The 23,245-nt window shown below is 61.8% G+C and carries 24 protein-coding genes; 10 read left to right on the plus strand and 14 right to left on the minus strand.

Going from position 1 to position 23,245, the window contains the following annotated elements:
* Nucleotides 1-127: 127 nt before the first annotated feature.
* Complete coding sequence (gene gatA / locus HMPREF2781_RS04805) at nt 128-1,612, minus strand: Asp-tRNA(Asn)/Glu-tRNA(Gln) amidotransferase subunit GatA (protein WP_070644596.1); 1,485 nt, start codon at nt 1,610-1,612, stop codon at nt 128-130.
* Between the two features lie 2 nt (nt 1,613-1,614).
* Nucleotides 1,615-1,917 (minus strand): Asp-tRNA(Asn)/Glu-tRNA(Gln) amidotransferase subunit GatC, encoded by a 303-nt coding sequence (gene gatC, locus HMPREF2781_RS04810; RefSeq protein ID WP_070447754.1) that lies wholly within the window; start codon nt 1,915-1,917, stop codon nt 1,615-1,617.
* A 207-nt stretch (nt 1,918-2,124) separates the two neighbouring features.
* On the opposite strand from gatC, the gene HMPREF2781_RS04815 reads away from it, so the two are divergent.
* Complete coding sequence (locus HMPREF2781_RS04815; RefSeq protein ID WP_070447752.1) at nt 2,125-2,784, plus strand: ACT domain-containing protein; 660 nt, start codon at nt 2,125-2,127, stop codon at nt 2,782-2,784.
* A gap of 6 nt (nt 2,785-2,790) precedes the next feature.
* Here HMPREF2781_RS04815 and HMPREF2781_RS04820 read toward each other — a convergent pair whose 3' ends face one another.
* The 3 genes from HMPREF2781_RS04820 to ligA are packed head-to-tail and all read right to left on the minus strand — an operon-like array spanning nt 2,791 to nt 6,337.
* Nucleotides 2,791-3,549, minus strand: coding sequence for an HAD family hydrolase (locus tag HMPREF2781_RS04820; protein ID WP_070644597.1), 759 nt, complete (start codon nt 3,547-3,549; stop codon nt 2,791-2,793).
* Nucleotides 3,546-4,316 (minus strand): HAD family hydrolase, encoded by a 771-nt coding sequence (locus tag HMPREF2781_RS04825; RefSeq protein WP_070644598.1) that lies wholly within the window; start codon nt 4,314-4,316, stop codon nt 3,546-3,548. The genes HMPREF2781_RS04820 and HMPREF2781_RS04825 overlap by 4 nt, the downstream gene beginning before the upstream one ends.
* Entirely contained in the window at nt 4,313-6,337 is a 2,025-nt protein-coding gene (ligA, locus tag HMPREF2781_RS04830; protein ID WP_070644599.1) for an NAD-dependent DNA ligase LigA, read from the minus strand. Before ligA ends, HMPREF2781_RS04825 begins: the two co-directional genes overlap by 4 nt.
* A gap of 127 nt (nt 6,338-6,464) precedes the next feature.
* Here ligA and HMPREF2781_RS04835 point away from each other — a divergent pair, with 127 nt between their 5' ends.
* The 6 genes from HMPREF2781_RS04835 (at nt 6,465) to HMPREF2781_RS04860 (ending at nt 10,464) form a co-directional block, all read left to right on the plus strand.
* Nucleotides 6,465-7,136, plus strand: a complete 672-nt coding sequence (locus HMPREF2781_RS04835; RefSeq protein ID WP_070644614.1) for a 3'-5' exonuclease — start codon at nt 6,465-6,467, stop codon at nt 7,134-7,136.
* Between the two features lie 46 nt (nt 7,137-7,182).
* Nucleotides 7,183-7,695, plus strand: a complete 513-nt coding sequence (locus HMPREF2781_RS04840; RefSeq protein ID WP_070644600.1) for an ArsR/SmtB family transcription factor — start codon at nt 7,183-7,185, stop codon at nt 7,693-7,695.
* Nucleotides 7,695-8,693, plus strand: coding sequence for a serine hydrolase domain-containing protein (locus HMPREF2781_RS04845; RefSeq protein ID WP_070644601.1), 999 nt, complete (start codon nt 7,695-7,697; stop codon nt 8,691-8,693). Before HMPREF2781_RS04840 ends, HMPREF2781_RS04845 begins: the two co-directional genes overlap by 1 nt.
* A gap of 9 nt (nt 8,694-8,702) precedes the next feature.
* Nucleotides 8,703-8,966, plus strand: a complete 264-nt coding sequence (locus tag HMPREF2781_RS04850; RefSeq protein ID WP_070644602.1) for a hypothetical protein — start codon at nt 8,703-8,705, stop codon at nt 8,964-8,966.
* A gap of 20 nt (nt 8,967-8,986) precedes the next feature.
* Complete coding sequence (locus tag HMPREF2781_RS04855; RefSeq protein ID WP_070644603.1) at nt 8,987-9,250, plus strand: hypothetical protein; 264 nt, start codon at nt 8,987-8,989, stop codon at nt 9,248-9,250.
* Between the two features lie 83 nt (nt 9,251-9,333).
* A complete protein-coding gene (locus HMPREF2781_RS04860; RefSeq protein ID WP_070644604.1) occupies nt 9,334-10,464 on the plus strand; it encodes an ATP-binding protein in 1,131 nt (376 codons plus the stop codon).
* Between the two features lie 8 nt (nt 10,465-10,472).
* Here HMPREF2781_RS04860 and HMPREF2781_RS04865 read toward each other — a convergent pair whose 3' ends face one another.
* Together HMPREF2781_RS04865 and mnmA are read right to left on the minus strand one after the other, a co-directional pair.
* Nucleotides 10,473-11,381 (minus strand): uroporphyrinogen decarboxylase/cobalamine-independent methonine synthase family protein, encoded by a 909-nt coding sequence (locus HMPREF2781_RS04865; protein ID WP_070644605.1) that lies wholly within the window; start codon nt 11,379-11,381, stop codon nt 10,473-10,475.
* Nucleotides 11,382-12,467 carry a tRNA 2-thiouridine(34) synthase MnmA gene (gene mnmA, locus HMPREF2781_RS04870; RefSeq protein ID WP_070644606.1) on the minus strand — a complete coding sequence of 362 codons (1,086 nt, stop codon included), beginning with the start codon at nt 12,465-12,467 and terminating at the stop codon, nt 11,382-11,384.
* A 104-nt stretch (nt 12,468-12,571) separates the two neighbouring features.
* Between mnmA and HMPREF2781_RS04875 the strand changes: the two genes are divergently transcribed.
* Entirely contained in the window at nt 12,572-13,414 is an 843-nt protein-coding gene (locus tag HMPREF2781_RS04875) for a spermidine synthase (protein ID WP_070644607.1), read from the plus strand.
* Here HMPREF2781_RS04875 and HMPREF2781_RS04880 read toward each other — a convergent pair.
* Nucleotides 13,411-14,565 (minus strand): glycoside hydrolase family 25 protein, encoded by a 1,155-nt coding sequence (locus HMPREF2781_RS04880; protein WP_070644615.1) that lies wholly within the window; start codon nt 14,563-14,565, stop codon nt 13,411-13,413. The genes HMPREF2781_RS04875 and HMPREF2781_RS04880 overlap by 4 nt on opposite strands.
* A 195-nt stretch (nt 14,566-14,760) precedes the next feature.
* Between HMPREF2781_RS04880 and HMPREF2781_RS04885 the strand changes: the two genes are divergently transcribed.
* A complete protein-coding gene (locus HMPREF2781_RS04885) occupies nt 14,761-15,165 on the plus strand; it encodes a hypothetical protein (RefSeq protein ID WP_070644608.1) in 405 nt (134 codons plus the stop codon).
* Between the two features lie 11 nt (nt 15,166-15,176).
* Here the strand turns inward: HMPREF2781_RS04885 and HMPREF2781_RS04890 are convergent, their stop codons facing one another.
* The 6 genes from HMPREF2781_RS04890 to HMPREF2781_RS04915 all read right to left on the minus strand — a co-directional run bounded on the left by HMPREF2781_RS04890 (nt 15,177) and on the right by HMPREF2781_RS04915 (nt 21,084).
* Nucleotides 15,177-16,313, minus strand: coding sequence for a cysteine desulfurase family protein (locus HMPREF2781_RS04890; RefSeq protein WP_070644609.1), 1,137 nt, complete (start codon nt 16,311-16,313; stop codon nt 15,177-15,179).
* Nucleotides 16,313-17,272, minus strand: coding sequence for an electron transfer flavoprotein subunit alpha/FixB family protein (locus tag HMPREF2781_RS04895; RefSeq protein WP_070644610.1), 960 nt, complete (start codon nt 17,270-17,272; stop codon nt 16,313-16,315). The genes HMPREF2781_RS04890 and HMPREF2781_RS04895 overlap by 1 nt, the downstream gene beginning before the upstream one ends.
* 12 nt (nt 17,273-17,284) lie before the next feature.
* On the minus strand, nt 17,285-18,085 hold the full coding sequence (locus tag HMPREF2781_RS04900) for an electron transfer flavoprotein subunit beta/FixA family protein (RefSeq protein WP_070644611.1): 801 nt from the start codon (nt 18,083-18,085) through the stop codon (nt 17,285-17,287).
* 34 nt (nt 18,086-18,119) lie between these two features.
* Complete coding sequence (locus HMPREF2781_RS04905) at nt 18,120-19,271, minus strand: THUMP-like domain-containing protein (protein WP_070447705.1); 1,152 nt, start codon at nt 19,269-19,271, stop codon at nt 18,120-18,122.
* A 41-nt stretch (nt 19,272-19,312) separates the two neighbouring features.
* On the minus strand, nt 19,313-20,140 hold the full coding sequence (locus HMPREF2781_RS04910) for an NUDIX hydrolase (RefSeq protein WP_070447702.1): 828 nt from the start codon (nt 20,138-20,140) through the stop codon (nt 19,313-19,315).
* 95 nt (nt 20,141-20,235) lie between these two features.
* Nucleotides 20,236-21,084 (minus strand): ABC transporter ATP-binding protein, encoded by an 849-nt coding sequence (locus tag HMPREF2781_RS04915; protein WP_070447698.1) that lies wholly within the window; start codon nt 21,082-21,084, stop codon nt 20,236-20,238.
* 57 nt (nt 21,085-21,141) lie between these two features.
* Between HMPREF2781_RS04915 and HMPREF2781_RS04920 the strand changes: the two genes are divergently transcribed.
* The gene (locus HMPREF2781_RS04920) at nt 21,142-23,148 is read left to right on the plus strand and encodes a maltotransferase domain-containing protein (RefSeq protein ID WP_070644616.1); all 2,007 of its coding nucleotides are present in this window, start codon (nt 21,142-21,144) and stop codon (nt 23,146-23,148) included.
* The last annotated feature ends 97 nt before the right edge of the window (nt 23,149-23,245 follow it).

Consider the following 23,245-nt stretch of genomic DNA (forward strand, 5'->3'; position numbering starts at 1 on the left):
AGATGCCAGCACCGACGACATCCCCTTCTAAACCTCACCGTCGAATAAAACGACGAGGGCCGGCGGCCTCCCACGTCTCCGTGAAAAGTCACCGGTTCAGGTGTGCCAGCGAATACGATTCTGCGGGCTACTTGCGTCCTGCCTCGTAGGCGGCGCCGACCTTGTACAGGCGGTCGTCCTGGAATGCGGGGGCCATGATCTGCAGGCCGGTCGGCAGGTTGGTGTCGGATGCCATGCCGGAAGGGACAGACATGCCACACACGCCAGCGAGGTTCAGCGGCAGGGTGCACAGGTCAAAGTTGTACATCTCCATCGGATCCTCAACCTTCTCCCCCAGCTTGAAGGCCGTGGTCGGGGTGGTCGGGGATACGAGGACATCGACCTGCTCGAAAGCACGCTCAAAGTCCTGGGCGATGAGGGTACGCACGCGCTGTGCCTGCAAATAGTAGGCGTCGTAGTAGCCGACGGACAGCGCGTAGGTACCCAGCATGATGCGGCGTTTAACCTCGGGGCCGAAACCAGCCGCGCGGGACAGGGACATAACCTCTTCCGCAGAGTGGGTTCCATCATCGCCGACACGCAGACCGTAGCGCATGCCGTCGAAGCGGGCCAGGTTGGAGGAGACCTCACACGGCATGATGAGGTAGTACGCCGCGAGAGCATCGTCGAAGTGCGGGCAGTCAACCTCGACGATCTCTGCGCCCTGAGACTTCAGCTGCTCAACCGCGGCGTGGTAGGCCTCCATCACGCCCGGCTGCCAGCCGTCGCGCTCGAATTGCTTGATCAGGCCGACCTTGACGCCGGAAAGATCTCCATTGGCGCCTTCCTTGGCGGCCGCGACTACCGGCGCGACCGGCTTATCCACTGAGGTGGCGTCGAAGGAGTCGTGGCCGGCAATGATTTCGTGCAGCAAGGCAGTATCTAGGACCGTGCGCGCGGTCGGGCCTGCCTGGTCCAAAGAGCTTGCAGCAGCGATGAGGCCATAGCGAGAAACGGTGCCGTACGTCGGCTTCACGCCCACGGTGTTGGTCAAAGCGGCAGGCTGGCGAATGGAGCCGCCGGTGTCAGTACCGATACCCAGCGGGGCTTGACCGGAGGCAAGAGCCGCAGCGGTACCACCACCGGAACCACCCGGGGTGCGCTCGGTGTCATACGGATTGTGAGCCGGACCGTAGGCAGAATTCTCGTTAGAGGAGCCCATCGCAAACTCATCGAGGTTCGTCTTACCCAAGATCGGAATGCCGGCCTCGCGCAGCTTGGTCACCAGCGTAGCGTCATAAGGTGACACCCAACCCTCCAGCATCTTGGAGGCGGCGGTCGTGGGGGCGTCGGTAGTCACCAGCAGATCCTTGAGGGCTAGCGGCACACCGGCCAACGCGGAAGCGGGCGCTTCGCCAGCGTCGAGGGACTTATCGACGGCGTCGGCAGCCACCAGTGCTTCCTCAGCACCAACATGCAGGAAGGCGTTGAGTTCGCCGTTGGTCTCCGCGATGCGGTCCAGGAAGGCCTGAGTAACTTCGCGGGAGGTGAGCTCGCGAGAGTGAATCTTCTCAGCCAGCTCGGCGGCGGTCAGCGCGGTAATGCCCTCTGTGGGCGCAATGAATTGTGCCATTCTTATTCGTCTCCTCCACCCAGAATCTGCGGAACCATGAAGCGATCTTCATCAGCTGCGGGGGCCTGGTCCAAGGCCTGCTCGGCAGTGAGGGTTCGCACGACAACGTCCTCACGCATGGGGGCGTTAACGGAGTGCGGGTGCGACATCGGCTCCACACCTTCAGCCTCGACCTTGCCAACCGCGGACACGGAATCCACGATTTCGTCGATCTGCGCGGCGAACTGTTTCAGTTCTTCCTCGCTCAGGGCCAATCGCGACAGCTTTGCCAAGTGCGCGACCTCGTCACGCGAAATATCAGACACGCGAACTCCATCCTTTTATTCATTGAGACGGTTGATAGCTAAGCACCCATGGTACTGCACGGCTGATGCCACGCCACCACCGCTCCTCCCCTAAACGCAACACGAGCTATTGAATAGTATTCGATACGTTGGGTACCATCGATCAAGTTCTATAAACTTTTCATATCAAGAATTCCCTACCTAGTTATCTTCCCCAGAAAGAACGATATGTCGTACCTCGTCCGTGTCCTCCTCCCTGACACTCCCGGCAGCCTTGGCCTCCTCGCCAACGCGATGGGCAACATCGAGGCCGATATTCGCTCCGTCGACATCGTAGAAAACTTCCCTGACGGGACGGTCATGGATGACATCGTGCTCGATCTCCCCCAGTCCACCATGGCAGATGAGATCATCACGGCAGCCCAGGCCGTGGAAGGCGTAGAAATTGATTCCATCCGTCCGTTCAGCGGCCGCGTTGACCGCCGCGGGCAGATCCATGTACTGGCGAAGGTTGCCTCGCAGCGCAACGTAACCGCCGCGATGAAGGAAGTCTGCGCGGCAATTCCCAAGGCACTGACCTCCAATTGGGCCATCGTTATTGCGAACGATGAGAAGATCAGCCGCATTGCCGCCTCTGACGCCGCGCCTGCCGACGACGGCTCGATCCCCACCGACCTCAACATCACCTCCGCCCGCGTGCTCAATCCGGAGAAGGACACGTGGATCCCGGAATCGTGGACCCTCATCGAATCCGCACTGGCGGCCGCTCCCCTCGTAGGCACGAACTATGTCGTGGTGATGGGCCGCGTTGGCGGGCCGGACTACCTTGCCTCCGAGGTCGAGCACCTGGGTGACTTGGGCGCCATCTTGGGCGCCTTCCTCACCTAGCTCGACCTAGCGGTCGAGCAATAAGCTGAGGCCCGCGGCGACGTCAGGAACCACGTGGTCTACCTCGTCGATGATGTGTGTTCCCGGGAACGTGAAGGACTCGGTGGCGATGGAATGCATCGAGAGATCATTGAAGCTATCGCCGAAGGTGTAGAGTTCAGCCTCTTCGTGGCCGAGGTGACCAAGCAGCCGCGTCAAGCCCTCGCCCTTGTTGTGTCCAGGCGGCATGATGTCGTAGAAATCGCAGTTGAACGAGGACTCAACATCGCAATTCGCACGCACCCACTCGTCGACTTCGTGGCGTAGCTCGGCGTCGCCCGGAATCCACAGGGACATGAGAACGGTGCTGCGATTGGCGACGTCCCCCGGATCCACCACTTCCGTATTCGCCACCATCGAAGATTCACGGCCAGCCAGGCCGTCCCACGCCACTTGGTCAGCCCCAGTCAAGCCCGTCAGGTAGATATTTAATGGCAGCCCAGTGAAACGGTCGATGATGGCCTGCACGGTATCGCTGGGCAGGTGTTCCTCGTGGAGGATGGAGTAGTCACCATCCGTGATGACGGTGCCGTTGTAGAGCACGTGGTAATCCAACTCCACCCCGAATGGCTCGAGTGTGTTCCGGGCGTTGGCAATGGACTTGCCCGTCGCAGAGATAGCGAGGTTGCCAGCGGCCCGCCATGCGGCGATGGCTTCCTTTACTGCCTCAGTTATGTCTTCGTTGACGTAAACAGTGCCATCCATGTCCAAAGCCGCAATCTTCATGAGCCGTAGTCTATTAGGCCTTTCACGGCCGAGTCCACCACCGCGGTGCACGCCTCTTGGATTTCGGGTTGCGCCCAGGGGAAGGTAAGGGAGATATCGGCAAGCGCGTGCATGGGCAGGTCATTATGTCCGTCGCCTAAGGTGATCAGCTCAATCTCGGAACGCTCGCGGCCGAGACGTTGAAGCAGCCAGGTCAAGGCGAACCCCTTGTCGTGGCCGGGCGGAGTGATGTCGAAGAAGTTGCGGTTCATCGCGGTGCCGACGGGAAAGCGCTCAGTAACCCATTGCGCGATCTCTTTCTGCAGGCTTGGATCGTCCGGCGTCCACGCAGCGACGAGGGGAAAGACTTCTTCCTCGATGCGCTCGGGCGCGACCGGTACAGGCTCGCTGATGATGGGGTTGTGCACCCCGGCCACGTTGCGGACGAGGTGCCCGTCCGGACCTTCCAGGCGCGTGCAATACAGGTCGAGCTTCGGGATATCACGAACCCGCTCATACACAGCGCGGACTACCCCGGGCGGCACATGGCTTTCATAGAGCAGCTCATAGGAACTATTCATGATGACGGTGCCGTTGCAGAGCAGGTAATAGTCGAATTCGACGCCAAAGGGCTCAAGAGCACGCCGCGCCGAGTGCGGCGACTTACCGGTGGCCACAACGGCGAGGTTGCCCGCAGCACGCCACCGGGCAATCGCCTCCGGTACCTCGTCGGGCATATGCCCGTCAAAGTAGATGGTGCCGTCTAAGTCGAAAGCGGCTAGCTTCATGCCTCGCCCGTCTCGAGAAGGCGGTTGAAGCCATCTTCATCTAGGATGGTCAGACCCAAATCGCGGGCCTTCTGTTCCTTCGAGCCAGCATTCTCTCCAACCACGACGTAATTCGTTTTCTTCGATACAGAGCCGGATGCTTTTCCACCACGGGTGATGATGGCCTCCTTGGCGGAATCGCGGGTGAAGTTCTCCAAGGTGCCGGTCACCACGACGGTGATGCCTTCAAGCGTTTGCTCCGGTTTATCGCTGGCTTCTTCCTCCATCGTGACCCCAGCAGCGGCCCACTTCTGCACGATATTGTCGTGCCATTCCACCTCGAACCACTGCTTGAAGGATTCCGCGATGATGCTGCCCACACCATCGGTATCTGCCAGCTCCTCCACCGATGCCGCGCGCAGCGCCTCCATCGAACCGAACCGCGTAGCCAGAGCACGCGCCGCGATGGGGCCAACGTGGCGGATAGACAGCGCTACCAGCACTCGCCAGAACTCAGCCTGACGGGCCGTCTTGAGGTTTTCCAGCAGCTTCTTACCGGAAGCATTGAGCGCACCCTTCTGGGTGGTATAAACCGAGGACTTGAGGAGTGCTTCTTCATCTAGATCGAAGAGGTCCGCCTCATCCTTGAGTACTCCGGAGGAAATCAGATCTGCGGCTGCCTTCTCCCCCAGCTCGCCAATATCGAGCGCCTTGCGGGAGGCCAAGTACTCCAGGCGTGCAGCTAGCTGAGCTGGGCAGCTGCGGGTATTCGGGCAGCGCCAGTCTTGGTCGCCTTCCTTCTGCGGTGCCAGCTTCGTCCCACAGGCAGGGCAATTCTCCGGGAAGACCCAGTCGGTCTCGCTGCCATCGCGCTTGTCCAATACAGGGCCGAGAACCTCTGGGATGATCTCTCCGGCCTTGCGGATGATGATGGTATCCCCGATGAGGACATTCTTGTTCTTGACCTCGAATTGGTTGTGCAGGGTTGCCATGGACACCGTCGAACCAGAAACGAAGACCGGTTCCATAATGGCGAAAGGCGTCACGCGCCCGGTACGTCCCACGCCGACCTCGATGTTGAGCAGCTTGGTGGTCACCTCTTCCGGCGGGTACTTGTAGGCAATAGCCCAGCGCGGCGCGCGGGAGGTCGCGCCCAACGCGCGCTGGCTGGCCAGGTCATCGACCTTGATGACGAGCCCATCCATCTCAAAGTAGGCGTCGTGGCGGTGCTCCTCCCAATAGGTCATGCGCTCCTGAACCTCTTTAGCGGTGGTTACCCGCTGGGTATAGGGAGAAACCGGGAAGCCCCACGCCTCCAGGGCCTTGTAAGCATCGTGCTGCGAAGTGGGCTGGAAACCCTCGCGTGCGCCAATACCGTGGCAAACCATGTGGAGCCGACGCCTCTTGACGTCCTCCGGGTCCTTCATGCGCAGCCCACCTGCCGCCGCATTGCGGGGGTTGGCAAAAGTGGGCTTGCCTTCCTCACGTCGCGCTGCGTTGATCTCCTCGAACTCATCCGGGCGCATGTACACCTCGCCGCGGACCTCCACCAGGGAGGGAACCGGATACTCATCCGTGCCAGTGAGCTCGTGCGGAATGTCCGGGATAACGCGCGCATTGGCAGTGATGTCTTCGCCAACGCGGCCATCACCACGCGTGGCGGCCGTAACGAGCTTGCCGTCGCGGTAGACCAAGTCAATGGACAGGCCATCAATCTTCAGCTCGGTCAAATAAGCCTCAGCCGGCGTGCGGTCCAGCCAGTCCTGCAGCTCATCCGCACTGAAGACGTTGTCCAGGCTGTACAGGCGCTCCAGGTGCTCGATATCTACAGCGCCCTCCGGAGCAGCACCTACCTGCTGGGTAGGTGAATCAGGAGTCTGAAGCTCGGGGTGCTCTGCTTCTAGCGACAGCAAACGCTGAAAGAGCGCGTCAAAGTCCGCATCCGGAATCGACGGCTCGCCGTTGTAGTACAGCTCGCGGTGCTTGCGCACTTCCTGGGCAAGCTCGGACCATTCGCGTTGGATATCTACTGCATCACTCACGAGTCACTAGTGTAGCGGGACTGCCGGACATGCCTGTGACCTGCGGATGGTCATTCTGCAAAGGTTCGTCCGTCATTCTGCAGTACTTCCACAGTGCATGTCCGAGCCGGGCGCTAGAGTGTTGTCCATGAACTTCGACGCCACCCGCATGCTCTCCTTCGACCTCGAAACCACCTCCGTAAAGCCCAAAGAAGCCCGCATCGTCACCTCTGCCCTGGTGCGTATCGACGGGCGCGAAGTGGATAAGCGGGAAATGCTCGCTGACCCCGGCGTGGAAATCCCCGAGGAAGCCGCCAAGATCCACGGCATCACTACCGAGAAGGCCCGCGCGGAGGGGCGCCCGCACGAGGAGGTACTCAAGGAAACGGTCGATTCCATCTATCGGGCCTGGGATGAAGGGCTTACGCTCATTGTCTACAACGCCGCCTATGATCTCTCCGTACTGCGCGCACTGACCGGGGACTTCACGGTCGACGGTCCAGTGTTCGATCCTTTCGTCATCGACCGCGTTAAGGATAAGTGGCGCAAGGGCAAGCGCACCTTGGAGGAGGTCTCCGCCCATTACGGCGTGGAGTTGAGCAACGCGCATGAGGCGACTGCTGACGCCCTCGCGGCCGCCCGCGTGGCCTGGAAGCAGGTGCGCCAGCACTTCCCCGAGCTAGCACAGATGGATACCAACGAGCTCATGGAGTACCAGGCCGTGGAGTGGTACAAGGACCGCGAATCCTTCAAGAAGTATCTGGAAGGCCGCGGGCGCGATGCCTCCGATGTCTCCACCGCATGGCCGATGATTTCTTAAGCCTGCCCCCTTGCCAGTTTTCTAGAGTTCTGGAATTCTAGAAAACATGGAAACGACAGTCGAAGCACGCCTCGCCGAACTTGAAACGCGCGTCGCCGCGCTTGAGGGGCGCACCACACCCACTGACGCCGACCCCGCATCCGCCACTGGAGAAAGCTCGGCCTACTGGCTGGTCGACGCCCTCGCACCCAACGAGCAGCTTCCCGACGGCTCCGTCATCTTTGGCGGCAACATAAACGTCGGCAAGCGCACCTATGCCTATCAATGGCAGCGCCCCACCAACTTCATCACCGACGAGGACTGGACAGAAAACCTCGAGCGCCTATCCGCGCTCGCACATCCGGTCCGCGGTGAAATCCTGCGCCGCCTCCTCGCCGCGCCCGCGACAGCCGCTGAGCTCGTCGAAGAGGACATCGTCTCCTCCACAGGCACCGCCTATCACCACTTGAGCGCACTGACCCATGCCAGTTGGACCACAAAGTCCGGTGGCGAATATGCCATCCGCCCCGCCCGAGTTATCCCCCTGCTGACCATCATCACTGCAAGCGAGGACCACTAATGCGCAAGATTACTTTTTCCTTCGTTGCCGTCATTGCTGTTGCATCCGTCCTGCTCATCACCGGGCCACAAAGGATTGCTCTGGCCACAGAAAGGACCGGCGACGAAGCCCTGGCCACCCAGCTGGAAAAGCACTCCGAATCCGGTTTCCACAACCTGACCGCCTTCACGCTTCACGACGGCAAAGCCACCTTCGCGGGACTGGGCAGCGACGAGCACACGGAGGTCGAAATTGGGTCTGTGACCAAGATGTTCACCGGCGAACTGGCCCACCAGCTCGTCGAAGAGGGAAAGCTGAGAACTGACACCACGGTGGGCGAGGTCCTCGACGTCGGCGATGCGCCCGTCGCTGACGTCACCGTGAGGGAACTGCTCGACCACACCTCTGGCCTACCACGACTGGCAAGCACGAACCTCCTCAGCAGTCTCGCCTCAGGTGTCACCGGTTCGAACCCCTATACAGGCGAGACCGTAAAGGACATCATGGCTGCCGCCACGAAGGCCGAGCTGAAGAACCGGGGCGAAGAATCCTATTCCAATCTTGGCTATGGGCTCCTAGGCCACATGCTCGAGACCGTTGCCGGGCAGCCTTATGAGCAGATGCTCAAAGAACGCATCTTCGAGCCAGCCGGTATGACGGAAACCTACCTCATGACGCCAGGCTCAGTGCCTGACGACGCCCCACGCGGCCTCACCCCCACCGGCCGCCACGCTGAGCCGTGGGAGATGGATGGCTCTGCGCCCGCGGGCGCTATCCGCTCCACGGCAAGTGACATGGCCAAGTTCGCCGAGTGGTTCATGGACAATGGCGATATCGCCTATGGCTGGCAGCCTCCCAGCGAGGATAAAGCTGGGTACTGGCACAACGGCGGCACCTATGGCTATTCCACGATGCTTATCATCGACCCGGCCACCAAACGCGCTACTTTCGCCAACAACGATTCCCTCGCCGGCACCGAAAACCTGGCCCAAGCTCTTTTCGACGAGCTCGCATCCTAAGGAGTTACCGTGTTCCTCACCATCAGCATGATCATTATCATTGCATCTCTCCTTCAGTCGGCATGGAAGGCCTTCACCACCCCAGGTAAGACGGTCTATCGCGCTATTTCCGTAGCGATTACGGCCCTCGTTCTAATCGTCATCGGAAACTCCTTGCCCTGGAATGACGGTCTCCACTTCTTCTGGTGGTATGGCCTCGTCGCCGCATGTGCTGTGTACGCCGGCGCGGTGGCTTGGCGGGCTATGACCTCGAAGCCCGCAAACACAATCTAAGTCCCCCGTACACTGACGGTATGACTGCTCCCGCTCCCCGCACGGTCCACATCCATGGCGTCGCCCCCACCGTAATTGCCACCCTTCAGAAGCGTGCTAACGCCGCTGGAGTTTCTTTGGAAGACTATCTGCGCGATCTCCTGACAACCACGGCTTCACGCCCTGTTTTCTCGCCGCGTCCCAGCGTCCAGGAGAAGCTCGCAGAGCTCACGCAGCGTGACCCCATAGCTATTAACGGCGATTTTGACATCGTCGGCGCCATTCGGGCGGGGCGGGACGCCTAATTCCACTTGGGGGACGAAAAAGTCTCCCAAATCTCCACCTTTAGAAAAGTCTCCCAAATCTCCCAATGTCCTAGGATGGGCTTATGTCCCCACATGAGAACCCCTTCCGCCCCACCTTCGGCGTGCCACCACTCTTCTGGGTCGGCCGCACGGCAGTACTCGACACCTTCCGGGCTGCACTCGACTCCCAGCCGGGCAGCCCGGGCCGCTCGCTCATCATCAGCGGCGCCCGCGGTATCGGTAAAACGGTTTTGCTCAATGAGCTCGAAGATATCGCCTCTAGCCGCGGGTGGATTACTCTGCGCGCCTCTGGCCGCAGCTCCATGGTGGAGGAACTGGTGGACACCACCATCCCGCGCATTATGGACAAGCTGGCTCCAGCAGACAAACACAAAGTCAACCGAGTGGGTATCGGTGGCTTGGCAACCATCGGCATCCAGCACAACACCGAGGAAGCCTATAAACCCACGCTCAACACTCGCCTGCGCGAGCTTTTAGCGCTACTCAAAGGCACGGGCGTGCTGCTCACCATCGACGAGGTGCAGGACGCAGACGCAGACGACCTCACCTCCCTGGCCGTGACCTACCAGGACCTCGTGCGCGATGAGCTCGACGTTGCCATCGTGGCTGCGGGCCTTCCACAGGGAGTCAACCGCCTGCTGGATCTGCCGGGCGTGACCTTCCTGCGCCGCGCGCAGAAGTTCGTTCTGGGGCCACTCTCCCCCGCGAACGCCGAGGTAGCCTTCACCGAAACCGCCGCGCAGTCGGGGCTCGAGTTCACCGATGATGCAGTAGCGGCTGCGGTGCGACTGTCCCGCGGCTACCCCTACATGGTGCAGCTCGTAGGCTCACTGGCTTGGGGAAAGGCTCAGCGTGAGGGCGGAAGCAGCATCGAGGAACGCGACGTCGCGGCGGTGTCAGCCGAGGCGATCTCAGTTCTCGGCGCTCAGGTCCACCAGCCCGCTACCCTAGCGCTGCCGCCGGCGCAGCGTCTCTTCCTCGAAGCGATGAGCGCGGTCATGGAGGACGGCACGGCAGAAATCAAGAACATTGCCGCACACCAGGACCGGACGGTGCGCTCCCTCTCGGCGACGCGCCAAAGGCTTATCGATGCCGACCTGATCGAACCCACCGCCCATGGCAGGCTCCAGTTCGTCATCCCGTATATGGAGGCCTACTTCACCGCTACGGACAGCCTGGGACGAGTCGATTAACAACTGGGTTAAAGGTCACCGGCGTCGCGAATCAGGATATCGGCGGTCTCGGATACCGAGCGCAGTGAACGAGCGGAGGCCTTGACTGGGTAGACGTCTAAATGATCGATGAGCAGCTCGCGTGGCATGCCAATACGGTCAAGGTGACGGGCCAGCGTGATGGCCTCCGCGCGGGAATCGGAACCTTCGATACCCAGACCGATGCGGTGGCCGGCATTCAAGTGCTCACCCAGGCCGTCGAGGTGACGCGGGGTGTCTAGGCCGCGGAAGGTCGTGAGGAAGGTCTTTGCGGCACGCGCGAGGGACCACAGCGGCGGGGCGTGCAGGTAATCTGCGGCGAAGGACTGCAGGAGTTCAAACGCGACCTCGTCTGGGACAGCAGGGATCGTATCGAAGTCGGTGGTGCCAGGAATGCGCCCGGCCACAACGTCGGCAAGCAGGGGCTCGTCGAGTTGGACGACGACCTCCCCGTGGAAGCGGCGCGCGACATCCGCGGCGTGGGCGTGGACACCATGAAGCAGAGACTCGGAAAGCTCGGTGAAGGCGCCGCGGTCGGTGAGAACGCGGTGGCCGTCGGAAAGCTCAATGCTCGCCCCCAGCGACCAGGGGCCAAGTGCTTGCACCTTGACGCGCGGCACGCTCTCACCCCAGACCTCTTGGACCTCGTCGAGGTCACGCTCCAAGCGGTCCCCTGTGCGGCGGGTGAGCAACTGCGGGCGTGCCGTCATGCGCCAGGAACGCGGGCCACGGTCGATGGAGATAGCCTCCAGCATGCTGGCCGTGCGGCCCACCGCATCGGAGCCCAACCCACGCTCGGGCAGCTGCGGGATAGCGGGAAGCTCGGTCTCCCCCATGATGATGTCTGCGGCCTCCGCGATGGAGGTACCGGGCATAGACCCCAGTGCGAATCCCGTCATCTACTCAGTCCCGCAGATGGTGCCGGAACCGAGCACAATATCTCCCAGCTCATCCGGGCTCGGCAAGTAGAGCACAGCGGCCTGGCCGCGGGCTACACCGGAGAGTGGCTCGTTAAGCTCGAGCGTCATGCGGTCAGCCTCGCGGTCCACGTGAGCATGGCAGGGAACGACGGATCCGTGGGCGCGAACTTGCACCTCGCAGTCGAAGTCACCTTCCATCGCCGGGTGCAGGTACTTCAGGCGGTCAGCCTCGATGCGGGTCACGGCCAAGTCGGCGCGCGATCCCACGGTGACGGTGCCGGTGGCCGCGTCGATGTCGGTGACGTAGCGCGGGGAGCCATCGGCAGTCGGTGTCTTGATGTCTAGACCCTTGCGCTGGCCGATGGTGTAGTTCCACGCGCCATCGTGTTCCTTGAGCTCATTGCCCTCGGTATCCACGATCATGCCTGGCCGCAGTCCGATGGAACGCCCCAGGAAGGCCTGGGTATTGCCGTCCGGGATGAAGCAGATGTCATAAGAGTCCGGCTTGGACGCAGTGGAGAACCCGTGGCGCTTGGCTTCCTCGCGGATCTCCGGCTTCGGGGTATCGCCAATCGGGAAGAAACAGTGGTCCAGCTCTTCCTTGGTGATCACCCCCAGCACGTAGGACTGGTCCTTGTTCTCATCCAGGGAGCGGCGCATGTAGCCATCAGAGTCGATGGTGGCATAGTGACCCGTGGCGACTGCATCAAAGCCCAGCGCCATGCCTTTGCGCAGCAAGGCTGCGAACTTGATCTTCTCATTACAGCGCAGGCACGGATTCGGGGTCTCACCGCGGGCGTAGGAGTCCACGAAATCCCCGATGACGGCTTCCTTGAACTCCTCGGAGAAGTCCCATACATAGAAGGGAATGCCGAGTTTGTCGCATATACGGCGGGCGTCGGCGGAATCCTCTAGGGAGCAGCATCCGCGTGCCTTCTCACGGGTCTGCTGTGCATCCTTGTGCAGGGCCAAGTGCACGCCAATGACGTCATGGCCTGCTTCCACTGCGCGTGCTGCAGCCACCGAGGAATCGACGCCGCCGGACATGGCTACCAATACTCGCATGCTCTCCCCTTCTCGTTGCTTTGTTGTCCACCAAGGCTAGTCGCGGTGTACCTCATACCCCAACACGCGAACCACGCAGCCTATTCCCTAAGCTAAGAGGCACTATGGGCAGAAAGCGCAACACCACCAACTCCATCGCGGGCACCTACGAGATTTCCACCGGCGAACTCGTCGTCGAGCCGGATCCTTTCCACGACGGCGCCTTCATCCTCAACGTCAACGGCGTACCTTCCTCACACCTCATCCCCGATGAGCCGCGCAGCCTAGAGTTCGAGTACATGCGCTGGATCGCCGCCGCGGTAGAGAATCTCGCACCTGGCAAACGCCTACTCCACCTGGGCGGCGGTGGTTGCTCGCTACCACGCTACTTGGCTGACCTGTGGCCGGATTCCCACAACACTGTGGTCGAACTCGACGCCAAGCTAGCGGAGCTCATCCGTGAGCTGGCCGATATTCCTTCCGCGCCCCGCGTCAAAATCCGCGCCGGCGAGGCGCGAGAGGTCACAGAAGGGTTCCCGCCGAACCGCTTCGACGTCATCATCCGAGACGTCTTCGCGGGTGATACAACCCCGAAGCCCCTCACCACCCAAGAATTTTTCCAGCACGCCCATGCAACACTATGCCCCGGTGGCCTCTACGTGGCCAACTGCGGTGACCATTCCGATCTCCAGGGCGCAAAGGCGGAGTTAGCCGGGATGGCAGAAGTCTTCGCACACGTCGCGGTTATCGCCGACCCTCCCATGCTTAAAGGCCGGCGCTACGGCAACATCATTCTCATTGGCTCAGATACCGAACTACCCGCGGACGGCTCCCCCGAAGCCGCTGCACTGGCCAAGCCGTTACTCTCCGGTGCCGTGCCTGCACACTTCCGCGACGAGTCCTGGACCCGCCGCTTTTTTAAGGGCGCGGCCCCGCGGCGCGATACCGTGGCAACCAACAACGATTAGCGCAGGCTATTGAGCAAGTCCGCTACCTGCTTGGAATCAAACGCTGGGATGGCTACACCTGCGGCGTGACCAGCGCTGCGTGCGGCGCGGTCTGCATTCTCTACATCCTGCTGGCTTACGTTATCCGCGTCGACGTCCTGCAGGTGCTGTGCGTTATCCAGGAAGATGGCCAGGTCACCGATGCTGGCGTCGTTATTGGACATGTCCTTGAGGTCATCGGTGCTAATAGCGCCAGTGTTGAGCAGCTTTTCTGCCTGCTTCACAAGCCCGGTCGGATCCACGTCCAAGCCCGCATCCTTCGCGGCATCCGCTACGGCAGGAACGGCTACTGCACCCGCTGCTAGGGCCAGGATACCCGCAATCAGCACACCGGCGTCATCACCAAGGTCCAAACCCGGAATGACCAAGTCATCCAAGATGCCACCGAAGTCAATGTAGTTGCCACCGGAGAAGGAGTGCAGCTGGGCTTCAGTACCGTTAAAGAGGTTCATGTCCACATCGGTCTCGATGCCGGCCACGCGGCCGCTTCCCGAACGCTGCCAGAAGGCCAGCTTGTCCCAGCCTCCAACCGGTTCGGGCGCGGTATCCTGGTAGGCCGCCAACCACAGCGGATACTCGGAGAAGCGCGTGGTGTTACCCATCTGACCCATCCAGAAGTACTTGTAGGTGTACAACATCGGGGTGCGGCCTGTCAGGGACTTTACCTCCGTCATGAAGGTATCAATCCACTCCTCCAACTGCTTAGCGCTCAGGCCCTCATCAACCTCAATGTCAAGCACCGGCGGCAGGGTCTGCGTCGGCACCAGCGCGATTTGGGAGGCAAAGCTGGCTGCCTGCTGCTTGGCGTCACCCGCCGGGCGTGCGTAGTGGTAGGCGCCGACCTTCAGACCAGCCGCTGCAGCGGCATTGGCATCGCGCACGAAGTGGTTGTTGACAAACCCAACGCCCTCGGTGGCCTTGACAAAGGCATAGGACTGGCCGTCGGATTTCACAGCATCCCAGTCGATCCCACGCAGGGACATGTGGTTATTGCCGGAGACATCCACACCAGAAGGTGCGTAGGACGGGATGGCAACGGCGGTGGATACGGACAGTGCCACGGCCGCTACTGCGGTAACGGCGGCGGTAACAAGGCGACGTGCATGGCTCATGCGCGCCACACTACCTCTTTAACAACATTAGTCACAGATGCAACACGCGAAACTTTAAACTCGTTTGTCACAGATTTAACGCAGTCCCCGACGGCCGCACCCAGCAACAACCACTGCTACACTGCGCGAAAACAGACTTACCGCTCACTCAGCCGATGGCAGCGCCACAGACTGATACCGAAGAAGGACAGCTCCATGGATCAGAACGCCGAGCCCACCGCACCCAAGGCCTTCGAAGAATCCCAGGAATCGGGTCTGCCTCCGCGCTGTGGCTTGGCAAGAGTCTTCAACGAGAAACTCGCCCTGTGGGGCTCCGTCATCATTCTGTGCGGCTGGGTGCTTGGGTTCCTCTCACTATTCGTCGCCGATGCCGTCGAGGAACCCGCCTCGGCCCTATTCGGTTTCTCCGGAATCTTCACATTCATTGGGCTGTGCTTCGCCACCCCGGTTCTCGCACCGCTCTTTGCCTTTCTGGCCTGCCAGTCTCTCTCATCCGATGAGCCACCGTCGCGCCGGAAGACCGCCGTCCTCGCACTCGTGCTGGCAATACTGAGCATCGTGCCCATCGTTGTGTACTTCGGGCCGAAGTTCATGTTCTAGGTGCCGCAGCTCTAGACCGAGCGGGCGCGGCGAATGATCTCCGGAAGCCCGGCCAGCACGGCGTCGATGTCCTCTTCAGTGGTCATTCGTCCCAGGCTGAAGCGCAGGGAGCCGCGGCCGTGTTCTTCGTCAATGCCCATCGCTTCGAGCACGTGGGACATGCGGTTAACTCCCGCGTGGCAGGCGGAGCCGGCGGAGGCTTCGATGCCGGCGGCGTCAAGAAGCATGATGAGGCTGTCGCCGTCCGTGCCAGGGAAGGACACGTGCAGGTGGGAAGCCAAGGTTGGCTCGGCAGAGTTAATGATGACGTTGTCGATGCTGGATTCGATGCCGGCCTTGAGCTTGTCGCGAAGTGCAGTCAGGCGGATTTCCTCCTGCTCCATTTCCGCGACAGACTCACGCAGAGCTGCGGCAAGCGCGCTCGCACTAGCCACGTCGACGGTGCCGGGGCGGATGCCGCGCTCTTGACCGCCGCCGAAGGCGATGGGTTGAGGGGCGGGGGTACGGCGTGCAAGCAGCAGGCCGATGCCGCGCGGGCCGCCGAACTTGTGGGCGCTGGCCGCCAATGTGGTGGCACCCAGCTCGTGGAAGTTGATGGGTAGCTTGCCGGCAACCTGCACGGCGTCGATATGCACAGGGGTGTTCTGCGCGGCGGCGCGCTGGGTAATGTCCGCGACCGGCTGGATGGCGCCGGTCTCGTTATTGGCCCACATGCAGGTGGCCACCGCGGCCGGGGTATCCAGGGCGCTTAAATCGCTGACGTGGCCGGTGGAATCAACCGGGAGAAGCTCTACGGTCGCGCCGTGCTCAGTCTGGAGCTTCTCCACGGTTTCGAGCACGGCAGGGTGCTCGATGGGGGTCGAAACGATGCGCTGCGCGGCTTTGGGGGAAGCAGACTGCGCAGCGCGGAACAGGCCCTGAATGGCGATGTTGTCGGCCTCCGTGCCGGAGGAGGTGAAAACTACCTCGATAGGTTCGCAGCCCAACAGCTCGGCGACGGTCTCGCGGGCGTCGTCCAGCACGGAGCGTGCCTTGCGCCCAGAACCATAGGCCGAGCCCGGGTTCAGGGCCCCGGAGGCATTGACCCAGGCATCAATAGCGCTTTGACGCATGGGTTGGGTGGCTGCGTAATCGAGGTAACGAGGCATTAGTTGCCGGCCCCCTTGCGGGCCTCGAGCTCCTTAGCCAGGGCCGGGGCAATCTCGTGGAGGTCACCCACCACGCCGAGGTCGGCGATCTGGAAGAAGGGCTCGTCCTGGTCCTGGTTGACCACGACGATGGTCTCCGAGGTCTGCATTCCGGAGGTGTGCTGGATAGCACCGGAAATGCCCAGGCCAATGTAGAGGTTCGGGGACACGGTCGCGCCGGTCTGGCCAATCTGGAAGGCAGGATCGTAGAAACCTTCATCGACGGCGTCGCGGGTAGCGCCGACGGCGGCACCGAGGACGTCGGCAAGCGGCTCCACCACGTCGGCGAACTTATCGCCCACACCGCGGCCACCGGCCACGACGACCTTGGCGGAGGTCAGCTCCGGACGAGCGGTCTTCTCAGCCGGGGTAAAGGAGGTGACGGTGACATCCTTTGCTGTGGCGGCGGGCAGCTCGAAGGGCGCGGGTGCTGCGGTGACCGGCTGCGGCTCGGCAACCACGGAGCCTGGGCGCAGGGTATAGACCACAGAACCGGTGGCTGTGGAGGAAGTCTCGTAGGAACCACCGAAGATGGTGTGGTGGGCGGTACCGTCGGCATTAATGCCGTCGACGTTGACCAAGGCACCCGAGCCCAGGCGGGCGGCGAGGCGACCGGCGATCTCATTGTTGGTCGGGGTGGAGGCCAGCACGATGGGCGCCGGGTTATTGGCGGCCAAGGCGTGGAGGGCGTCGACCTCCGGGGTGACGATGCGCTGCTCATAGTCCGCGGCGGTGGCCTGGACCACCTGGGCGGCACCGAAGTTGCCCAGCTCGGCATCGAAAGAGGCGGCGGTGGCGGCATCCTTGGCCACGACGACGGCGGAGACGGTGCCGAGCGCGCGGGCGGCGGTGATGAGCTCGCCGGTAACGGGGCTGAGCTGGTCTGCTTCGTGCTCAACTAGGACATAAACGTGAGACATATCTTTTCTCCTTTAACCCTCGATGAGATTCTTGGCGGCCAGGAAGTCCGCGACCTTGGCGGCAGCCACGGCCGGATCCGGGTCGGTGATGACCTCACCGGCGGTGCGGGCCGGGCGCTGCGCGGAGGCGGTGACCGTGGTGGTGGAAGGCACACCGTCAATGCCGAGGTCCGCCACGGCGAGGGTGGTGACCTCAGCCTTCTTGGCGGCCATCAGGCCCTTGAAGTTGGGGAAACGCGGCTTATCGGCCTTGTCGGTAAAGGACAGGATCGCCGGTAGGTTGGCGCTAAGCTCCCAGTGGCCGTGGGCATCCTCGCGAGTGCCGGTAGCGGTGGCACCGGCCAGGGAGGCGGCCTTGAGCTCCGTGAGTGCGGGCAGCTGGCGATACTCAGCCAGCAGGCCAGCGATAAGCCCGGTGGAGGCATCCGAAGAGTTGTTGCCCAGGGTGATGACCTGGACCTCACCGAACTTTTCTCCCACCTTGTTGATGGCGGCGTTGAGAACCCAGGCGGTAGCCAGGGCGTCGGCGCCGGCGAGGGCGTCGTCCGTCACGTGCACGGCGTGGTCTGCGCCCATGGCCAGTGCCTTGCGCAGAGCCTCATCGGCAGCGGCCGGGCCCATCGTAAGCGCCACGACCTCATAGCCGGCGTCGGCGTTATCGTCGCGCAAGCGCAGTGCCTGCTCGACGGAGTACTCGTTGACCTCATCGATGACGTTATCCACCGAGGTACGGTCCAACGTGTGGTCCGCCTCGAGGGTCTTGGTTGACCACGTATCCGGTACGTGCTTGACCAGAGCCACAATGACTGGCATGTGGGCACTTCCCCTTCCGTAAATTTTGAAACTATTAGGGTGCGTAATTACCTTCGGTCGATACTACTCGCGGTCCGCACAACACCGCGACTCCCTTCGTTCCAATGCGCGTGACCACGAGTGTCTTGGCAGTGGAGCCTTTGAGCTTGAGCTTCTTACGCAGCTGGTCCGGGTTCACGTCTTGCCCGCGTACCAGGATTTCCAGCGAGCCGACGTCGTGGGCCGCCATGGCCGCTTTTAGCTTCTTCATGGGGACCATCTCGATGAATTCAAATCCGGACATGCCTTGCGGAAGGCGGTCGCCGGTGAGGTAGGCAATGCGCGGGTCCAGCTGATGCAAGCCTTCCCGCGCGGCGTAGTGGCGCACCAGCCCGGCGCGCACGATGGCGCCGTCGGGGTCGATGAGGAAGCGCCCCATGGGCCCAGCCTCAGGCAGCTCGTTTTCGTCGAGGTCATCCTCGATGACGTCAGTGTGTATTCCTTCGGGCGTGGTGTTGAGGACCACTGCCCTCTTCCCCATTCCCAGGCCCGGGGTATACAGGCAGGCTTCCTTCACCCCGCCATCGAGGCTCACCACGCAAGCCAGGCCTTCCCATTCGGAATGATCAATGCCGGGGGCGCACTTGATGGCCATCTCGCCGTGGGTGGCCAGCAGATCTGCTGGCGGTGGTAGGAGTTGGTCTAGGCGCGTGATGCGATTGCCACCCTGTCGCCGCGCAGGGTCGGCGATGCAGACCTGGGCGGTCGTCGTGGTGGTTAGAGCATCGGCGCGAAAAACTGGGTGCTCAATGTTGTGGTGCGCCATGGCCACGCGTGAGGCGTCTAGGTCACTGCCCACATAAGCGCCGGGGCGATAGGCCTGGCCTTCGGTGCCGATGGAGCAGGTGAGGTCGTGGACGAAGTCCACGTTGCGTTCCTGAAGGAACTGCGCGCGATAAGCCGCCACTGCGGGTGGGGTGGCCTGTTGGGCGGAGTCGTGATCCATAAGCCACTGCCCCGGTAGCTTGCCGGAACTGCGGGCTTGGATCAGCTCGGCTACGGCGCGGCCATAATTACCGAATTGGGCCTGCAGCTTGGCGACGTCCCGCAGGTGCGCCTTCTTGGTCCCTTCCAGGTCTGCTGCGGCGGCATCGATCGTAGCGGCGTTCTCGCGTAGGAAGGCAACTTCGTCCAGGGTGTAGCTCATGCAGGTTTCTTCTGTATCGGTTGATGCCGGGCGAGGCCGACTTAAATGCGGTCGACAGGGAAAGTGGTGAAGTATTCACGGTAGCGCTCATCATCGCGCGGGTCGCCGATAATCGGACGCAGGTCGGAGAAGGAGGCATCATCTAAGACCTCTTTGACCGTGGCGTAGGAGGTCAAACGCTTGAGCTGCGCCCACGTCGGGATAGCTAGGCGCACCAACCCGGCGCGCCAGCCATCGAGGACCAGTTGTGGGTCGAACCAGCCGGCGTCGTCGGCTTCGCCTGTATCTCCATCGGGTTCTTGGCCTTCGGGTAGTACACCGATGAAGAAGAAGGTGTCGAACCAGTGGTTGTTGTCTTCCCCGGCCCAGCGGGACCAAGGCAAGAGCATGTCGGCGTCGACACGCATGCCGTTGTGCTCAAGGAACTCGGTGAAGGAAATCTCGTGGGTTTCTAACAGCTCGCGCTCACGGTGGTAGCGAGAGGCGTCGGAAACCAAGCCGTCCTCGCGGATGGCCAGCAGCGTGCCGGCCTCCTCGAAAAGCTCCCGGGCGGCCGCGAAGACAAGGGCGTGTGCCTTGTACTTGGTTACGCCCATGCGCCGTGCCATGGAGACCACCGAGCTGCCCGCCCATAGTTCGCCGGAGTCCCAAGAACGCGGTGGGAAGTCACGCGGGTCTACACCGCCGCCGGGAAAGACAACGTGGCCGGGGTAATTACGCATGGTGTGCACGCGTTCTTGGATCCACACGCGCAAGCCCTCCGCGGTATCGCGTAACAAGAGGACAGTAGCGGCCAGGCGTGCCCCGTTAAAGCCCGTGGTTTCGCCAGGGTCGATGGCATCAAGGCTGTCGTGGATGGACTGGCTCATGCAACTTTCCGTGTCTGCAAGCTAGGAGCAGAATTCGAGAGGTATACGTCGAGAAGGCGTACTGCGGTTATGTACTAGGGGTTATGTGCTAGGGGTTAGCGGACTCGTCGGGCGAAGTACCTCTCCCCAATGCGGTCCACCTGGATGGGTTGGTGGAAAGCCTTGGAGAGGTTTTCCGACGTCAGGACAGAGTTAATGAGTCCTTTGGCCACGACCTTACCCTCATCTAGGAGCATCGCATGGGTAAATCCATAAGGGATTTCCTCGACGTGGTGGGTAATCATGACAATTGCCGGGGCATCCGCATCGAGTGCTAGGTCCCCCAAGTAGCCCACGAGGTCCTCACGGCCACCCAAGTCCATACCGGCGGAAGGCTCATCCAGGATGAGCAGCTCCGGGTTGGCCATCAGCGCGCGGGCGAGGATGACGCGCTTCTTCTCGCCTTCAGAAAGCGTGCCCCAGGTCCGCTCTGCCAGGTGCGCTGCACCCACTTGTTCCAAGATGTCATCGGCACGGGAGAAGTCCATGTCTTGGTAGTCCTCACGCCAGCGGCCGAGGACCGCATAACCGGCAGACACAACGAGATCATCCACGCGTTCTCTATCCGGGATGCGGTGTTGGACGGCGGCGGAGGAAATACCGATGGCGGCGCGCAGATCGCGCATATCCGTCTTGCCCAGGCGCTCACCCATGAGGAAAGCCACACCAGCGGACGGGAACTCTTCGGCGGCAGCCATTCGGACCAAGGAGGTCTTGCCCGCGCCGTTGGGGCCGATGATGACCCAGCGTTCATCGAGCTCCACCTGCCAGTCGATGGGCCCCACCAGTGTGCGCCCACCGCGTCGCAGCTCGACGCCGCGGAAGTCAATCAACCAATCTTCGTCGGTTTCCATCAGTTCAGGGTCTTGCTGGCTCAATTGCTCTGGAGTGTTCACAGCCACCATTGTGGCTGAAATCCTTCTTCCCCGGTGAAACTGACACAGCTGCATTATTCTATGGGCATGACTCAACGCCTTGGTATCGACGATGTCCGCCCCTCCCTCTCCGGTAATGCCGCCTCGAAGGCTGTGGTCGGAGAGGTTATCCCTGTCACTGCGCTGGTGTGGCGCGAGGGCCACGATGCCGTCGCCGCAACGCTCTCGGTATGGAACACCGAATCCCCATCTACCTCCGCCGTTACTATGACGGTGGACCCGGAGAATCCAGACCGAGTCCACGGCGTATTTAGCCCAGCCACCACTGGGCGTTGGTTCTTCCGCATCGATGCCTGGTCGGATCCGATGTCCACCTGGCGCAACGCAGTGGTCAAGAAGATGGAGGCCGGTCAATCCGCCCAAGAACTCAGCAACGACCTTCTACACGGTGCCGAGCTCTTCGAGGAAGCGGCAATCCAATGCCCGAGTGACAAGGCGGAGCTGCTCTTTCAGGCGGCGAAGGAGCTGAAGGATGAGTCGGTGGACGTCGATAAGCGCGTGCGCACCGCGCTCTCCGATAAGGTCGCAGACGTCCTCCACCGCCACCCGCTGCGCCACCTGCTGGTGGAAGGTGACATCCACGAGGTCCTGGTAGAGCGTCCTGAAGCTCTCTACAACTCGTGGTACGAGCTCTTCCCGCGCTCGACCGGCGGATGGGATGACGAGGGAAACCCCGTGCACGGCACGTTTAAGACCACGACACAGGCACTGGAGCGCGTGGCCGCCATGGGTTTCGATACCGTCTATTTCCCGCCCATCCACCCCATTGGCAAGGTGCACCGAAAGGGCCGCAACAACTCCGTGGTGGCTGAACCCGGTGATGTGGGTTCACCCTGGGCCATTCAGGACCACTCCACCACGCACCCGGAACTGGGCACCATGGAGGACTTCAAGCAGCTGGTCAAGAAGGCCACCGACTTGGGCCTGGAGGTAGCACTGGACCTAGCCCTACAGGCCTCCCCGGATCACCCGTGGGCCAAGACCAACCCAGAGTTTTTCACGGTGTTGGCCGATGGCACCATTGCCTACGCCGAGAACCCGCCGAAGAAGTACCAGGACATCTACCCGCTCAACTTCGATAACGACCCGGATGCCATCTACGCGGAGATCTACCGCATCGTCATGATCTGGGTGGAGGCCGGTGTCACCACCTTCCGCGTGGACAACCCGCACACCAAGCCCGCCAATTTCTGGAATTGGCTGATTTCCAAGGTGCACGTGACCCACCCAGAAGTCATCTTCCTCTCCGAGGCCTTCACCCGCGCCCCGCGCCTGTTCGGTTTGGCCAAGGCTGGATTTACGCAGTCTTATACCTACTTCACGTGGCAGACCTCCAAGCACGAGCTCACCGAGTTCGCGCAGATGCACGTGGAGCAGGCCGATATCTGCCGCCCCAACCTCTTTGTCAATACCCCGGATATCCTCCACGAATCTCTGCAGACCGGCGGGCGCGCCATGTTCGCCATCCGCGCCACTTTGGCTGCCACGCTCTCCCCGCTGTGGGGCGTGTACTCCGGCTTCGAACTCTACGAGCATCAAGCAGTCAAGCCGGGCAGCGAGGAATACCTCGATTCGGAAAAGTACGAGCTGCGCCCGCGCGACTTTCAGGCCGCTGTCAAGTCTGGTGACTCCCTGGAGTCCTATATCCGCCTGCTCAACGTCATCCGCCGCGAGAACCCGGCCCTCCAGCAGCTGCGCACGCTGCGCTTCCACAACACTGATAACGAGGCCATCATTGCCTACTCCAAGGCTGATCCCACCACCGGCAACGTGGTGCTCGTGGTGGTCAACCTGGATCCGCGCAATGCACAGGAGGCCACAGTCTTCCTGGATCTTGCCGCCGTGGGCCGCCACCCGGGCGATCACTTCACGGTGCAGGACACCATCAGTGGAGCTGCCTACGAGTGGTCCGACCGTAACTTCGTGCGTCTGGAGCCGCTGCGTGACGTCGCCCACATCTTCGTCCTCCCGCCGGCCCACCATGACCTGCAGGAACGCATAGCGTGGCGCCGTGTGAACGACTACCGCCCCTAGGCTTTTAAAACCCTCACCACCCCGCGCTGATTCCGTCCCCCTTTCCGGGTAGCGCGGGGTTTCTTTTCTGCCCCGCGAGCGGGCGTTGTTCGGTAAT

Source organism: Corynebacterium sp. HMSC062A03, assembly GCF_001811145.1.
Lineage (GTDB): Bacteria > Actinomycetota > Actinomycetes > Mycobacteriales > Mycobacteriaceae > Corynebacterium > Corynebacterium aurimucosum.

Excerpts from the sequence above, each read along its gene's own strand:
- HMPREF2781_RS04915 (WP_070447698.1), bottom strand. The coding sequence starts at position 21,084 with ATGGTGGCTGTGAACACTCCAGAGCAATTGAGCCAGCAAGACCCTGAA.
- HMPREF2781_RS04875 (WP_070644607.1), top strand. The coding sequence starts at position 12,572 with ATGGGCAGAAAGCGCAACACCACCAACTCCATCGCGGGCACCTACGAG.
- HMPREF2781_RS04920 (WP_070644616.1), top strand. The coding sequence starts at position 21,142 with ATGACTCAACGCCTTGGTATCGACGATGTCCGCCCCTCCCTCTCCGGT.
- HMPREF2781_RS04910 (WP_070447702.1), bottom strand. The coding sequence starts at position 20,140 with ATGAGCCAGTCCATCCACGACAGCCTTGATGCCATCGACCCTGGCGAA.
- HMPREF2781_RS04905 (WP_070447705.1), bottom strand. The coding sequence starts at position 19,271 with ATGAGCTACACCCTGGACGAAGTTGCCTTCCTACGCGAGAACGCCGCT.
- HMPREF2781_RS04845 (WP_070644601.1), top strand. The coding sequence starts at position 7,695 with ATGCGCAAGATTACTTTTTCCTTCGTTGCCGTCATTGCTGTTGCATCC.
- HMPREF2781_RS04895 (WP_070644610.1), bottom strand. The coding sequence starts at position 17,272 with ATGTCTCACGTTTATGTCCTAGTTGAGCACGAAGCAGACCAGCTCAGC.
- HMPREF2781_RS04865 (WP_070644605.1), bottom strand. The coding sequence starts at position 11,381 with ATGACGGGATTCGCACTGGGGTCTATGCCCGGTACCTCCATCGCGGAG.
- HMPREF2781_RS04860 (WP_070644604.1), top strand. The coding sequence starts at position 9,334 with ATGTCCCCACATGAGAACCCCTTCCGCCCCACCTTCGGCGTGCCACCA.
- HMPREF2781_RS04880 (WP_070644615.1), bottom strand. The coding sequence starts at position 14,565 with ATGAGCCATGCACGTCGCCTTGTTACCGCCGCCGTTACCGCAGTAGCG.
- HMPREF2781_RS04820 (WP_070644597.1), bottom strand. The coding sequence starts at position 3,549 with ATGAAGATTGCGGCTTTGGACATGGATGGCACTGTTTACGTCAACGAA.
- gatA (WP_070644596.1), bottom strand. The coding sequence starts at position 1,612 with ATGGCACAATTCATTGCGCCCACAGAGGGCATTACCGCGCTGACCGCC.
- HMPREF2781_RS04885 (WP_070644608.1), top strand. The coding sequence starts at position 14,761 with ATGGATCAGAACGCCGAGCCCACCGCACCCAAGGCCTTCGAAGAATCC.
- HMPREF2781_RS04840 (WP_070644600.1), top strand. The coding sequence starts at position 7,183 with ATGGAAACGACAGTCGAAGCACGCCTCGCCGAACTTGAAACGCGCGTC.
- mnmA (WP_070644606.1), bottom strand. The coding sequence starts at position 12,467 with ATGCGAGTATTGGTAGCCATGTCCGGCGGCGTCGATTCCTCGGTGGCT.
- HMPREF2781_RS04855 (WP_070644603.1), top strand. The coding sequence starts at position 8,987 with ATGACTGCTCCCGCTCCCCGCACGGTCCACATCCATGGCGTCGCCCCC.
- HMPREF2781_RS04900 (WP_070644611.1), bottom strand. The coding sequence starts at position 18,085 with ATGCCAGTCATTGTGGCTCTGGTCAAGCACGTACCGGATACGTGGTCA.
- HMPREF2781_RS04890 (WP_070644609.1), bottom strand. The coding sequence starts at position 16,313 with ATGCCTCGTTACCTCGATTACGCAGCCACCCAACCCATGCGTCAAAGC.
- HMPREF2781_RS04825 (WP_070644598.1), bottom strand. The coding sequence starts at position 4,316 with ATGAAGCTAGCCGCTTTCGACTTAGACGGCACCATCTACTTTGACGGG.
- HMPREF2781_RS04815 (WP_070447752.1), top strand. The coding sequence starts at position 2,125 with ATGTCGTACCTCGTCCGTGTCCTCCTCCCTGACACTCCCGGCAGCCTT.
- HMPREF2781_RS04835 (WP_070644614.1), top strand. The coding sequence starts at position 6,465 with ATGAACTTCGACGCCACCCGCATGCTCTCCTTCGACCTCGAAACCACC.